Source organism: Kineococcus indalonis, from assembly GCF_009906395.1.
GTDB lineage: Bacteria > Actinomycetota > Actinomycetes > Actinomycetales > Kineococcaceae > Kineococcus > Kineococcus indalonis.
Genome location: NZ_JAAALM010000052.1, coordinates 1 through 13,149, shown reverse-complemented (window position 1 = coordinate 13,149; position 13,149 = coordinate 1). Strand labels below are relative to the sequence as shown.

The window sequence follows — 13,149 nt, the reverse complement described above, 5'->3', positions numbered from 1 at the left end:
TCGTGGTCCGGTGGTCATAGCGGTGGGGAAACGCCCGGTCACATTCCGAACCCGGAAGCTAAGCCCGCCAGCGCCGATGGTACTGCTCGGGAGACTGGGTGGGAGAGTAGGACACCGCCGGCCACTCACTCTTCGCAGTGAGGTGGCGCACAATGCGCCACGCGACAGGGAGTCCGCCTAGCGGCGGGCTCCCTGTCGTCGTTTCCGGGAGCCACCCCGGACCCGTGAGATCCTGATGTGACCGCCGTGGTGCGGACATCTGAACAGCGACGAGGAAGCCCGCTAGAGCGGGCAGGTGGGAGATCGGCATGGCAGAACCTGGGTCCCGGGGCCGCGACGAGCGGCGTTCCGCACCCGGGGGCGGGCGCCCGCGACAGGGCGGCGCGCCTGACGGGCGCGGATGGCGCCCTTCCTCCGACCGGCCTTCCTCCGGCGGTCCTCGTCGTGCTCCTGATCGTGGCTCCGACGCGCCGCGTTCTCCCCGCTCCGGTCAGGGGCGTCCCGCCGAGGGCGACCGCGACCGTCGCGACCGCGACCGTCGCGACCGCGACCGTCGCGACCGCGCCGACTCCCCACGTGCGGAGTTCCCTCGTCGTCCCTCCGCCGGCGGTGGCGAACGTCCTGGCCGAGCTGTGCGTGACGCCGCGGGCCGCGGTGGTTCCGACCAGCGGCGCGGCGTCTGGAGCGAGCGGCGCGACGACCGTGACCGCAACGCCGCTGGTGCACCGCGGCGCGACCGCGACGACCGGAGCGGTGCCACGCGCTCTGCCGGTGGCGACCGTCCGTGGTCCCGCGGTGAGCGGCCGCAGAACCGCACCGGTGGCCCGGCCCGTCGTGAGGAGCGCGGTTCCCGCGGTGAGGACCGCGGTCCCCGTGGTGACACCCGCGCCCCGCACGGTGAGGACCGCGGTTTCCGCCGCGACGACCGCGGCCCCCGTGGTGACACCCGCGCTCCGCGCGGTGAGGACCGCGGTCCCCGCCGCGACGACCGTCCTGCTCGCGGCGAGGAGCGTGCGCCGCGCTCCGACCGTGGCTTCCGCCGCGACGACCGCGGCCCCCGTGGTGACAGCCGCGGCCCGCGCGGTGAGGACCGCGGTTTCCGCCGCGACGACCGCGCGCCCCGCGACGACCGCGCTTACCGTGCTGACCGGACGCCCCGTGGTGACGATCGTGCCCCGTACCGCGGTGAGCGCGGCCCCCGTCGCGACCAGCGCGGTCCCGTCCGCGGTGGGTCCCGCCCGGGCCAGCACCGCGACGACCGCCGCGACGAGCAGGCTCGACCCGCTCGTCCCGCGCGCCCCGCGGGCCCGCGCCTGCCCGACGACATCACCGGCCGCGAGCTCGCGCCGGACGTGCGCCGCTCGCTGTCGGGTCTGCCCGCCGAGAGCGTCGACCTCGTCGCGCGCCACCTCGTCGCCAGCGGTCAGCTCGTGGACGTCGACCCCGAGCGGGCGTGGCAGCACGCACTGGCCGCTCAGCGCCGGGGTGGGCGCATCGCCGCCGTGCGCGAAGCGGCGGCCATCGCCGCCTACAAGGCGGGTCACTTCCGCGAGGCACTGGCGGAGTTCCGCACCGCGCGCCGCATGACGGGTGACGACAGCTACCTGCCGCTCATGGCCGACTGCGAGCGCGGTCTGGGCCGCCCCGAGCGCGCCCTGGACCTGGCGAGCTCGCCCGAGACGGCGAACCTGGAGCCCGCGGCCAAGGTGGAGATGCTCATCGTCGCCGCCGGCGCCCGGCACGACCTCGGTCAGCACGACGCGGCCGTCGTGGCCCTCCAGGTGCCGCAGTTGCGCGCCGCCGGCCGCGCCCCGTGGCGCGCGCGCCTCTGGTACGCCTACGCCGACGCCCTGCTCACCGTGGGGCGCGAGGACGAGGCGCGCGAGTGGCTGGAGAAGGCCGCCGACGCCGACACCGAGGGCGAGACCGACGCGGCCGAGCGCCTCTCCGAGCTCGAGGGCGTCGTCTTCGAGGAGGAGTACCTCGACGAGGAGGAGATCGACGCCCTCATCGCCCGCGAGGAGGAGCGGCTGGGTGTCCGCGCCCCCGGCTCCGCCGTGGACGAGAACTCCGCCGTGGACGAGGACTCCGAGGAGCTCGACGGGTCCGAGGAGCCTGGCGACGGGCAGCCGCAGGACGCCCTGCCCGTGGACGAGCAGCCCGTGGACGAGCAGCCCGTGGACGAGCTCGGTGACGGGGCCGCGCCCGCCGGCGGGCGCGGCGAGGAGGACTGAGTGCGGGTCTACTGGCCGACCACCCTGCCGGCGCTGGCGGCCGCGGCCCCCTCGGGGCTGCTGGCCGTCGCGCCGGCGACCGCGCACGCCGTCACCCCGGTGCTGCGGGAGTACTACGCCGACGCGGACCCGCGCGAGCTGGAGGAGGAGCTGGAGTACGTGGCGATGAGCGACGCGGCGGAGCAGTCGCTGCGCCTGCTGGCCGCCGCGCCCGACGGCGGCGCCCCGCGTCGGGTGGTGCTCGCCCTGGACGTGCCCGGCCCGGCGGCGCCGCGCCCGGACGCCGGCTGGTTGGCGCCCGGGCGCTCCCGGGTCGTGCTGGAGCAGGACCTGACCCTCGCCGCGCTCGTCAGCGTCCACGTCGACGACGCCGAGGCCGAGGCCGACGTGCGGGCGGCGCTGGCGGCCCTGCCCGCCGCCGACGCCGGGGACGAGGACGCCCGCTTCACCGTGGAGTCCGTGGAGGGCCACGAGCTGCTGTGGTACGACGCCACGGAGCTGTCCCTGCTGCTGGCCGTCGGGGCCTGACGCCGCGCCGACCGGCCCGTGCCGGTCAGCCGCCGAGCCGCTCGCGGGCCAGCTGGACCTCGGAGCGCACCAGGTCCAGCAGGCCCGGCAGGGCGGCCTGCTCCACGCTGCCGCCGAACAGGGGCACCTGGACCTCCAGGGTGCCGGTGAGCTCGTGCTCGCAGCCGTCGCCGGCGGGGCGCAGGTGGGCCGCGGCGCTCATGCGCACCGGGGCGCCGCGCACGGTCAGCTCCAGCGAGCCCTCCCGCGAGCCGTCGGCGGCCTCGGGCCCCCAGCGCTCCACCTGCTCCACCACCGCCGTCGAGCCCAGGTAGCCGGCCGCCACGCGCGGCAGGCCGGAGGTGCCGACGGTGCGCGAGCTGCGCACCACGGTGGTGCCGTCCTCGACGCCCACCTCCTCGGCGTGCTCGACGGCGCCGGAGCGCGCGGCCCGCTCGGCGAGGAAGGCGGGGTCGGTCAGCAGGGCGAAGGCGGCCGCGGGCGGGCCGGGCAGCGGCGAGCGCTCTGAGAAGGGGGTGGCCACGGCGCGACTGTACGGGGCGCCGCCCGCCCGGTGCGCGGGCGCGCGGAGGGCTAGGGTCAGTGGGGCGTAACCCTCGGCCACCGGAGCAGTGATGCCCCCCTCGACCCCGTCCACCACCTCCGAGCTCCGACCGCTCGTGCGGTCGGCCGCCGCGGCGCGCGGTCCCGCCTGGGACGCTGCGCCGGAGGCGCTGCGCTCGGCGACCGCCGCAGAGCGCGCCCTGCTGGACTACTACGCCCACACCGCGGCGGAGGACCTGCTCGAGCGCCCCCCCGCCGACCTGGTGGGCGCCGTCGCCTCCCACCTGGCGCTGGGGCGGCGGCGCACGCCCGGCACCACGCTGGTGCGGGTCGTGCCCGGCGAGGACGCCGGGGGCGGGCCCGCCAGCTCCGTGGCGGAGGTCGTCACCGACGACGTGCCGTTCCTCGTGGACAGCCTCACCTCGGCGCTGACCCGCGCCGGTCGCGGCATCCACCTGCTGGTGCACCCGCGCCTGGCGGCGCGCCGCGACGCCGACGGCGTGCTGGTGGACCTGCACGACGTCGCCACCGCCCCGCCCTCGGAGCCGGCCGAGAGCTGGATCCGCGTCGAGGTGGACCGCGTCGGTGACGCCGCCGAGCGGGAGCGGCTGCGCGGGGAGCTGGAGGCCGTCCTCGACGACGTGCGCGCCGCCGTGCGCGGCTGGCACCCCATGCGCGCCAAGGCCAACCAGATCGCCGACGAGCTGCAGCTGGACCCCCCGCCCGGCGTGCCCGCGGAGGAGCTGCGGGTGGCCGAGCGGTTCCTGCGCTGGATGGCCGACGACCGCTTCACCTTCCTCGGCTACCGCGAGTACGACCTGCGCGCCGACGGCGAGGACGTGGTCCTGGCAGCCCGCCCCGAGACCGGCCTGGGCGTGCTGGCCGAGCGGCCCGGCCGGCGCGCCGGGCGCGAGCGGCGGCTGTCCGGGCCGGTGCGGGACAAGGCCAGCGAGCCGCAGGTGCTCGTGGTCACCAAGGCCAACGCCCGCGCCACCGTGCACCGGCCGGCGTTCCTGGACTACGTGGGCGTGAAGACCTTCGACGCCACCGGCCGCGTCACGGGCGAGCGGCGGTTCCTGGGGCTGTTCACCTCCAGCGCCTACACCGACTCCGTCAAGCGGGTGCCGGTGGTGGCGGAGAAGGTCGCCGACGTGCTGGCGCGCGCCGGGTTCGGCTCCAGCGGGCACTCCGCCAAGGACCTGATGAGCATCCTGGAGTCCTTCCCGCGCGACGAGCTGCTGCAGGCGGACACCGAGCACGTGCTCGCCACCGCGCTGGCGGTGCTGCGGCTGCAGGAGCGGCGCCGCACCCGGCTGTTCGTGCGCCGCGACGCGTACCGGCGGTTCATGTCGTGCCTGGTGTTCCTGCCGCGCGACCGGTACACCACGCGCGTCGGCGCGCGCGTGGAGGAGCTGCTGCGCGAGGGCTTCGACGGCGGGTCGGTGGAGCACACCCTGCAGGTCTCGGAGTCGGTGCTGGCCCGTCTGCACGTGGTGGTGCGCGCCCGCCCCGGCGAGGAGCTGCCCGACGTCGACGTCGCCGAGCTGGAGGCGCGCGTGGCGCGCGCGGCGCGCAGCTGGGAGGACGACCTGCTGGACGCCGCGCGCGGCGCCCTGGGCGAGGACGCCGGTGCGGCGCTGGTGCGGCGCTGGGCCGGCGGGGTGTCCGGGAGCTACCGCGCCGCCGTGGACGCCGAGCGGGCCGTGTGCGACCTGCAGCGGGCGGAGGAGCTGCTGGAGCGCGCCGGCGCCGCGGACGCGGTGCCCGAGCCGGTGCTGGACCTGCGCGACGCGGAGGGCGAGCCGCGCACCTGGCGGTTGACGTCGTACCGCGGTGCGCCGGTGACCCTCAGCGCGGTGCTGCCGTTCCTGGCGGACCTGGGCGTGGAGGTCACCGACGAGCGCCCCCACGTGCTGCGGCGCGAGGACGGCCGGCGGGTGTGGGTGGACGACGTGGGGCTGCGCCTGCCCGTGGACGTGCAGCACCTGGACGCCGACCCGGCGGCGGCGCGGGAGCGCTTCTGCGAGGCGTTCGCGGCGGCCTGGAGCGGGGCGGCGGACAGCGACGCGCTGGCCCGCCTGGTGCTGGCCGCGCAGCTGCGGTGGCGGCAGGTGGCGGTGCTGCGCGCGCTGACGCGCTACCTGCGGCAGGTGGGGCTGGCGTACTCCGTGGAGTACGTCGCCGGGTGCCTGCTGGCGAACGTGGGGCTGACGCGCGCCCTGGTGCGCCTGTTCGAGGCGAGGTTCGCCCCGGCGCGCGCCGGGCACGAGGACCAGCGCGCCGAGGTCGTCGACGCCCTGCTGGAGGAGGCGCGCGACGCGCTGGACGCGGTGGAGGGCCTGGACGCGGACCGGATCCTGCGGGCGCTGTTCTCGGTGGTCCGTGCGGTGCTGCGCACCAACGCGTACCAGCGCGGCGCCGACGGCGAGCTGCACCCGTACCTGTCGTTCAAGCTGGACCCCTCGCAGGTGGACGGGGTGCCGGCGCCGGTGCCGCACCGGGAGGTGTGGGTGTACTCCCCGCGGGTGGAGGGCGTGCACCTGCGCTTCGGGGAGGTCGCGCGCGGGGGGCTGCGCTGGTCGGACCGGCGCGAGGACTTCCGCACCGAGGTGCTGGGCCTGGTGAAGGCGCAGGTGGTGAAGAACGCCGTCATCGTGCCCACCGGCGCCAAGGGCGGCTTCGTCGCCAAGCGGCTGCCGGACCCGGCGGTGGACCGCGACGCGTGGTGGGCCGAGGGCACCGCCTCCTACCGCACGTTCATCTCGGGCCTGCTGGACGTCACCGACGACCTGCGCACCGAGGGCGGGGAGCGGCGCGTGGTGCCGCCGGTGGACGTGGTGCGCTACGACGGCGACGACCCGTACCTGGTGGTGGCCGCGGACAAGGGCACCGCGACGTTCTCCGACACCGCCAACGAGATCGCCCTGTCGCGGGGCTTCTGGCTGGGCGACGCGTTCGCCTCGGGCGGTTCGGTCGGCTACGACCACAAGGCGATGGGCATCACCGCGCGCGGGGCGTGGGAGAGCGTGCGCCGGCACTTCCGCGAGCTGGGCCACGACGTGCAGTCCGAGCCCACCACGGTGGTGGGCGTGGGCGACATGAGCGGGGACGTGTTCGGCAACGGGATGCTGCTGAGCCGCGGCATCCGGCTGGTGGCGGCCTTCGACCACCGGCACGTGTTCCTGGACCCGGACCCGGACCCGGAGCTCTCCTTCGCGGAGCGGCAGCGGCTGTTCGCGCTGCCGCGCTCGAGCTGGGCGGACTACGACCCCTCGCTCATCAGCGCCGGCGGCGGCGTGCACAGCCGCGCCGCGAAGTCGGTGCCGGTCAGCGAGCAGGTGGCCCGGGTCCTGGGTCTGGAGGAGGGCGTGGGCAGCCTGTCGCCGATCGAGGTGGTGCGCGCGGTGCTCACCGCGCCGGTGGACCTGTTCTGGAACGGGGGCATCGGCACCTACGTGAAGGCCTCCACCGAGTCGCACGCGGAGGTGGGCGACAAGGCCAACGACGCGGTGCGGGTGGACGGGGCGCAGCTGCGGGTGCGCGTGGTGGGCGAGGGCGGCAACCTCGGCCTGACCCAGCGCGGGCGCATCGAGGCCGCCACCGCCGGCCGCGGCGGGCAGGGCGTGAAGCTCAACACCGACGCCATCGACAACTCCGCCGGCGTGGACTGCAGCGACCACGAGGTGAACATCAAGATCCTGCTGGACCAGCTCGTGGCGCGCGGGGAGCTGGACGCCGCGGACCGCGACGAGACGCTGCTGCGGATGACCGACGAGGTCGGCGCGCTGGTGCTGCGCGACAACTACGAGCAGAACGTCGCCCTGAGCGTGGAGGGCACCTTCGCCGCCGGGCTGCTGCCGGCGCACCGGCGGATGCTGGAGGCGCTGCAGCGCTCCGGGGGGCTGGACCGGCGCCTGGAGGCGCTGCCCTCCGGCGCCGAGCTGGACCGGCGCGCCCGCGAGGGCCGCGGGCTGACGATGCCGGAGCTGTCGGTGCTCATCGCCCACGCGAAGATCTCGCTGGGCGCGGCGGTGCTGGCCTCGGACCTGCCCGACGAGCCGTGGGTGGAGGACGCGCTGCGCGGGTACTTCCCCGCCGAGCTCGTGGAGCGCTTCGGCGCCCACCTGCCCGGGCACCCGCTGCGGCGGGAGATCGCCACCACGGTGCTGGTGAACCAGGTCGTGGGCACCGGCGGGCTGACGTTCGCGTTCCGCGCCGCCGAGGAGACCGGCTCGGAGCCGGCCGACGTGGTGCGCGCCTTCGCCGTGGCGGTGCGCGTGTTCGGGCTGGCCGAGCGGGTGGCGGCCGTGGAGGCCCTGGACGGGCGCGTGGAGGCGGGCGTGCAGGCGCGCCTGCGCCAGCAGGTGCAGCGGCTGCTGGACCGCAGCGTGCGCTGGCTGCTGCACTCCCGGCCCGAGGGCGTGGACGTGGCCGCCGAGGTGCGGCGGTTCGCGGGGCCGGTGGCGCAGCTGGCGCCCCTGGTGCCGCGGCTGGTGCGCGGGGCGGACGCGGAGGCGGTGCGCGCCGACGCGGAGGCGTTCGCGCGGGCCGGCGTGCCGGGGGAGGAGGCGCAGCGGGTGGCCTCCCTGCTGGCGACGTTCGCGGTGCTGGACGTCGTGGAGGTGGCGGCGTCCTGCGGGCGCGAGGCCGCCGAGGTCGCCGACGTGTGGTTCGAGCTGTCGGGCCGCTACGAGGTGGAGACGCTGCTGAGCAGCATCGCCGCCCTCTCGCGCGAGGACCGGTGGCGCTCGCTGGCCCGCGCCGCGCTGCGCGACGACCTGTACGGGGTGCTGCGCGAGCTGACGGCCTCGGTGCTGGCGCACGCCGACGGCGGCGGGGCCGCGGCGGCCGCGGAGGCGTGGGAGCAGGTGCACGGGCCGGCGGTGCGGCGCGCGCGGGCCACGCTGCAGGAGATCGCGGGCGCGGGGCGGGCGGACATCGCGGCGCTGTCGGTGGCGCTGCGGGTGCTGCGCTCGGTGCTGCGGACGGGCTGAGCGCGGAGCGGGCGGGGTGATCGGCGCGCGGCGGCGAGCCGTACGCTGCGGGGGTGCCCACCATGGCTGACCTGCTGCAGTCCGAGACCGGCCTGGGCCCCGCCGAGGCGGAGTGGCTGCGCCTGCTCGTGGGCGACTGGCAGCTGATCTCCGACCTCTCCTTCGCCGACCTGGTGCTGTGGGTGCCGTCGGCGGACCGGCAGCACTTCGTGGCGGTCGCGCACTGCCGGCCCACCACCGGCCCGACCGTGCACTACGACGACGTCGTGGGCGCGGTGCTCGAGCGCGGGCGCCGCCCGCAGGTGGACACCACCTTCGACGAGGCGCGCAGCCTGCGCGGGCGCGACCCGGAGTGGGACGACGACGTGCCGGTGCGCGAGGAGACCATCCCGGTGGTGCGCGAGGGCGTCGTGCTGGGCGTGCTGGCCCGGCACACCAACCTGGCGACCTCGCGCACGCCCAGCCGCCTGGAGCTGAACTACGTCAAGTGCGCCGACGACCTCACGCGGATGATCGCCGCCGGCGACTTCCCGCAGGTGTCCGCGCCCACCGGCCCGCGCCGCGGCGCGCCGCGCGTGGGCGACGGCATGCTGCGCCTGGACGCCGAGGGCGTGGTCACCTACGCCAGCCCCAACGCGCTGTCGGCGTTCCACCGCGCCGGGCTCATCGGGGAGCTGGTGGGCGCCAACCTCGCCGAGGTGGCCTCCTCGCTGGCGGCCAGCCACCTGCCGGTCGACGAGTCGCTGCCGCTGGTGGTGACGGGGCGGGCGCCGTGGCGCACCGACCTGGAGACCGAGGCGGCCACGCTGGCGATGCGGGCGATCCCGCTGACGCGCCGGGAGGACGGGCCGCCGGCGCGGGTGGCGGCCCTGCTGCTGGTGCGCGACGTCTCCGAGCTGCGCCGGCGCGAGCGCGAGCTGATGACGAAGGACGCGACGATCCGCGAGGTGCACCACCGCGTCAAGAACAACCTGCAGACGGTGGCGGCGCTGCTGCGGCTGCAGTCGCGGCGCATCGCCTCGGAGGAGGGGCGCTCGGCGCTGCAGGAGGCGATGCGCCGGGTGGAGACGATCGCGACCGTGCACGAGACGCTCTCGCAGGGCATCGACGAGAACGTCGACTTCGACCAGGTCCTGGACCGCTGCCTGATGATGGCGGCCGAGGTGGCGATGTCCAACGCCGAGCGGGTGCGCACCGTGCGCGAGGGCCGCTTCGGGGAGCTGCGCCAGGAGGACGCGACCGCGCTGGCGCTGGTGCTCACCGAGCTGGTGACCAACGCGGTGGAGCACGGCTTCGGCTCCGGGCGCGCCGGCACGGTCGTGGTGAAGGTGGAGCACCACGGCGAGGACCGGCTGGAGGTCGTCGTCAGCGACGACGGGGTCGGGCTGCCGGACGACTTCCAGGCCGGCGGTTCCGGCCTGGGCACGCAGATCGTGCGGTCCCTGGTGGCCGGGGAGCTGCGCGGGCGCATGGAGTTCGGGGCCAGCGAGTCCGGCGGCACGCAGGTGCGGCTGGACCTGCGGGTGCGCCGGGGCACCACGCCGCTGGGCAGCGTGCGCACCCACTGACGCCGGCGGGGCAGCGAGGAGGGCCCCCACCCGGCCGGGTGGGGGCCCTCCTCGAGGTGGCCCGGGGGCCGTGGGCGACGGCGGGTGTCAGCCGGCGCGACGGGCGCGGGCGGCGCGGCGCTTGAGCGCGCGGCGCTCGTCCTCGCTCATCCCGCCCCAGACGCCGGAGTCCTGGCCGGTCTCCAGCGCCCACTTCAGGCAGCTGTCCACGACCTCGCAGCGACGGCAGACGGCCTTGGCCTCCTCGATCTGGAGGATGGCCGGACCCGTGTTGCCGATGGGGAAGAACAGCTCGGGGTCCTCGTCGAGGCAGGCGGCACGGTGGCGCCAGTCCATGGGTGGTCCACTCCTTCTTCGCGTTGCGGTCTCAGTGCGCGCGGCGTCCCGCTGTCACACGGGGTGTCGCGCGGGATCCCTGAGCACCGGCAGCGCCGGCGGTGCCGGGACGCACGATGACGGCCCTCGGCGGTGCCGGGGGCTCTCGTGCGTCGGGGATCGCGTCGGCATCTAGGTTCACACCCCGCGGCGCGTCCCACAAGAGGGGGACAGCCGCGGGTCGTGGAGAACCGGTGTCGGGTTCGTCACACGCACGTAACACGAAAGACCCCTCCCGGCAATCCCTGCGACGTAGTAAGACGTCGAGCTCTGGGCAGCGCGCCGGTCCGACGAGGCGCGACCCGTCGCTTCGAGCCGCGACGGTCGTACGGTGCTCCCGTGCCCGACCGTCCCTCACCCCGTCCCTCCCCCCAGCGTGGGGCCTCCCCGGCCCGTTCGCCACTGCTGACCGCCGTCGCGGTGCTGGTGGCCCTCGAAGCGCTGCTGCTGGTGGCCGGTGCCGCCTACCTCGTGCACGGCCTGGTGGTGGACGACGCCGCCGTCCCGGTGGGTGCCGCCGTGCTGGCGCTCACCACCCTCGCCTTCGCCGCGGGGGTGGCCCTGTGCGCCCACGGGCTGCTGCAGCGGGCCACGTGGGCGCGCTCGCCGGTGCTGGTGTGGCAGCTGCTGCAGCTGGCCGCCGGGTGGCCGGCCTTCAGCGGGGGGTCGCCGTGGCTGGGGGTGCTGCTGGTGGTGCCGGCGGTGCTGGTGCTCGTGGGCCTGTTCCTGCCGCCGGTGTCCGCGCAGATCTCCCGCTGACCCCGCGCCCGCCGCTCCACCCGCGCCCGAGGGCGCCGGTTCAGCCCCGCTCGGAGCCGAGGCCCTCGCGCAGCTGGGACAGGGTGCGGTTCAGCAGCCGCGACACGTGCATCTGCGAGATGCCCACCTCCGCCGCGATCTGCGCCTGCGACATGCCGCGCACGAAGCGCAGCGCCAGGATGCGCCGCTCGCGCGGGGCCAGCGCCGCCAGCAGCGGGCGCAGCGCCTCGCGGTTCTCCACGTTCTCCAGCCGGTCGTCCACGCTGCCCAGGGAGGCGACGGGGGAGGTCGGCGAGCCGGTGTCCAGCGGCAGCGTCGCGTAGGCGTTGGCGGACTCCAGCACCTCCACCACCTCGTCGGCGTCCTGGCCGGTGCGGGCGGCGAGCTCGGCGATCGTCGGCGCGCGCCCCAGCTCGTGCGTCAGCGCCTCGCGCGCGTCGGCCAGCGCGCGGCCGGCCTCCTGCACGCGCCGCGGCACCCGCATCGCCCAGCCGCGGTCGCGGAAGTGCCGCTTGATCTCCCCGAGCATCGTCGGCACCGCGTACGCGCCGAAGGGCACCCCGCGGCCCGGGTCGAAGCGGTCCAGCGCCTTGAGCAGGCCGATGGTGGCGACCTGCACGAGGTCGTCGTGCGGCTCGCCGCGTCCGTGGAAGCGCGCGGCCAGGTGCTCGGCCAGCGGCAGGTGCCGGCGGGTCAGCTCGTCGCGCACCCGCGCGCGCTCGGGGTCCTCCGGGTCCAGCTGCGCCAGCAGCTCGTGCAGCGAGCGCTCCTCCGGCCGCTGCTCGCGCCGGTGCTCCTCGGGCAGGCCGGCGAGGTGCTCCTGCGCGTCCTGCTCGTCCCCGGCCTCCTCCGCGTCCTCGTCGTGGACGTCCTCGCCCGGCTCGGTCGGCGCGTCCGGCTCGACGGCGGGCTCGCGCAGGTCCCGCCGGGCGCGGGCGTCCGCGCGCCGGGACCCCCGCGGCTCGTCGGGGGTGTCGGTGCGGGCGGCGGGGACCGCCGCCGCCGGGGCGCCCGCGCTGGGCTCGCCGCTCACACGGCCCCCGCCCGGGCGTCCGGTGCCACGCCGTCCCTGCTGTGCCGCAGCACGATCCACGCACCCGTGGAGGACGTGCCGGTGAACACCTCGCCGACCAGCGCCTCCAGCACGGCCCAGGCGAAGCTGGAGCGCTCGGGCAGCTCGCGCGCCGGACCGCGCACCTCCACCTCCAGGCTGCCGTCGCCCAGGCGGAAGACCGCCACGAGCTGCTGGGAGCCGGCCGCCGGGTCCAGCAGCAGGGTGCAGGCCTCGTCCACCGCGATCCGCAGGTCCTCGATCTCGTCCAGCGTGAGGTCCAGCCGCGCGGCCAGGCCGGCGCTCGCGGTGCGCACCACCGTCAGGTAGGCGGGGTCCGCGGGCACGCGGAGCTCGACGAGGTCGCTGGCCTGCTCGCTGGCCTGCTCGCTGGCCGTGGTGGTCGACACGTGGAGGTCCTCTCGGGGGCCGGCCCGCGGGGCCGGTGGTCTGCTGGGGGTGGTCGTGCGGTCCGGGCGAGCGGTGGGGCTCAGGAGCAGCTTCGCACGCCCACCGCGCTCACTCGGTGACGGACCGTCACGAGCGGCGCCGCCGGGGGCGCTCACGGCGCGCTGCCGGTCGCCCGCGGGGCCAGCGCGGCCAGCCGCTCGCCGTCCAGCCGCCACGTGGTCCACCCCTCCTCCGGCGCGGCGCCCAGGGAGCGGTAGAAGCCGTGCGCGGGGGTGTTCCAGTCCAGCACCCACCACTCCAGGCGACCGTAGCCGCGCTCGGCGCACAGCTGCCCCATCCGGGCGAAGAAGGAGCGCGCGATGCCGCGCCGGCGGTGCTGCGGGCGCACGAACAGGTCCTCCAGCCACATCCCGCGCCGGCCCTGCCAGGTGGAGAAGGTCGTGTACCACAGCGCCATGCCGGCGACCTCCACGCCGTCCGGGCCGTCGACCTCGGCGAGCAGGCAGCCGACGCCGCTGCCCGGCTCCAGCGCGCGGGCGAAGTCCTCGCCCGTCGCGGTGGCGGCCCGCGGCTCGCGCTCGTACTCGGCCAGCTCGCGCACGAGCTGCGCGACGGCCTCGCCGTCGGCGGGCCCGGCCTCGCGCAGCCGCGGGTCGGGCCGCGGGTCGGGCCGCGGGTCGGGCCGC

Annotated in this window: 10 protein-coding genes and 1 rRNA gene; 6 read left to right on the top strand and 5 right to left on the bottom strand. The window is 76.7% G+C overall.

The genetic code is table 11. The features are described from left to right. The first annotated feature begins 6 nt into the window (after nt 1–6). The 3 genes from rrf to GTR00_RS04695 all read left to right on the top strand — a co-directional run bounded on the left by rrf (nt 7) and on the right by GTR00_RS04695 (nt 2,762). A 5S ribosomal RNA gene (gene rrf, locus GTR00_RS04705) occupies nt 7–123 on the top strand. Between the two features lie 1,229 nt (nt 124–1,352). After that, a complete protein-coding gene (locus GTR00_RS04700) occupies nt 1,353–2,234 on the top strand; it encodes a tetratricopeptide repeat protein (RefSeq protein WP_166610483.1) in 882 nt (293 codons plus the stop codon). Then, nucleotides 2,235–2,762: a DUF6912 family protein gene (locus GTR00_RS04695; protein ID WP_166610482.1), complete on the top strand. Its 528-nt coding sequence runs from the start codon at nt 2,235–2,237 to the stop codon at nt 2,760–2,762. Between the two features lie 25 nt (nt 2,763–2,787). Here the strand turns inward: GTR00_RS04695 and GTR00_RS04690 are convergent, their stop codons facing one another. After that, entirely contained in the window at nt 2,788–3,285 is a 498-nt protein-coding gene (locus GTR00_RS04690; RefSeq protein WP_166610481.1) for a DUF2505 domain-containing protein, read from the bottom strand. A 91-nt stretch (nt 3,286–3,376) separates the two neighbouring features. On the opposite strand from GTR00_RS04690, the gene GTR00_RS04685 reads away from it, so the two are divergent. Then, nucleotides 3,377–8,299 carry an NAD-glutamate dehydrogenase gene (locus tag GTR00_RS04685; RefSeq protein WP_166610480.1) on the top strand — a complete coding sequence of 1,641 codons (4,923 nt, stop codon included), beginning with the start codon at nt 3,377–3,379 and terminating at the stop codon, nt 8,297–8,299. Between the two features lie 62 nt (nt 8,300–8,361). Beyond that, nucleotides 8,362–9,867: a sensor histidine kinase gene (locus GTR00_RS04680; RefSeq protein ID WP_166610486.1), complete on the top strand. Its 1,506-nt coding sequence runs from the start codon at nt 8,362–8,364 to the stop codon at nt 9,865–9,867. Between the two features lie 87 nt (nt 9,868–9,954). Here GTR00_RS04680 and GTR00_RS04675 read toward each other — a convergent pair whose 3' ends face one another. Next, complete coding sequence (locus GTR00_RS04675) at nt 9,955–10,203, bottom strand: WhiB family transcriptional regulator (protein ID WP_166610479.1); 249 nt, start codon at nt 10,201–10,203, stop codon at nt 9,955–9,957. A 465-nt stretch (nt 10,204–10,668) separates the two neighbouring features. On the opposite strand from GTR00_RS04675, the gene GTR00_RS04670 reads away from it, so the two are divergent. Continuing rightward, a complete protein-coding gene (locus tag GTR00_RS04670) occupies nt 10,669–11,001 on the top strand; it encodes a hypothetical protein (RefSeq protein WP_166610478.1) in 333 nt (110 codons plus the stop codon). Between the two features lie 40 nt (nt 11,002–11,041). Here GTR00_RS04670 and GTR00_RS04665 read toward each other — a convergent pair whose 3' ends face one another. The 3 genes from GTR00_RS04665 to GTR00_RS04655 form a co-directional block, all read right to left on the bottom strand. Further along, nucleotides 11,042–12,034 (bottom strand): SigB/SigF/SigG family RNA polymerase sigma factor, encoded by a 993-nt coding sequence (locus GTR00_RS04665; RefSeq protein WP_323132216.1) that lies wholly within the window; start codon nt 12,032–12,034, stop codon nt 11,042–11,044. Continuing rightward, nucleotides 12,031–12,462 carry an ATP-binding protein gene (locus GTR00_RS04660; protein ID WP_166610477.1) on the bottom strand — a complete coding sequence of 144 codons (432 nt, stop codon included), beginning with the start codon at nt 12,460–12,462 and terminating at the stop codon, nt 12,031–12,033. The genes GTR00_RS04665 and GTR00_RS04660 overlap by 4 nt, the downstream gene beginning before the upstream one ends. A gap of 152 nt (nt 12,463–12,614) precedes the next feature. After that, nucleotides 12,615–13,109 (bottom strand): GNAT family N-acetyltransferase, encoded by a 495-nt coding sequence (locus tag GTR00_RS04655; RefSeq protein ID WP_166610484.1) that lies wholly within the window; start codon nt 13,107–13,109, stop codon nt 12,615–12,617. Nucleotides 13,110–13,149: the final 40 nt, after the last annotated feature.

Coding starts and splice junctions, on each gene's coding strand:
- GTR00_RS04685 (WP_166610480.1), top strand. CDS start 3,377: ATGCCCCCCTCGACCCCGTCCACCACCTCCGAGCTCCGACCGCTCGTG.
- GTR00_RS04680 (WP_166610486.1), top strand. CDS start 8,362: ATGGCTGACCTGCTGCAGTCCGAGACCGGCCTGGGCCCCGCCGAGGCG.
- GTR00_RS04675 (WP_166610479.1), bottom strand. CDS start 10,203: ATGGACTGGCGCCACCGTGCCGCCTGCCTCGACGAGGACCCCGAGCTG.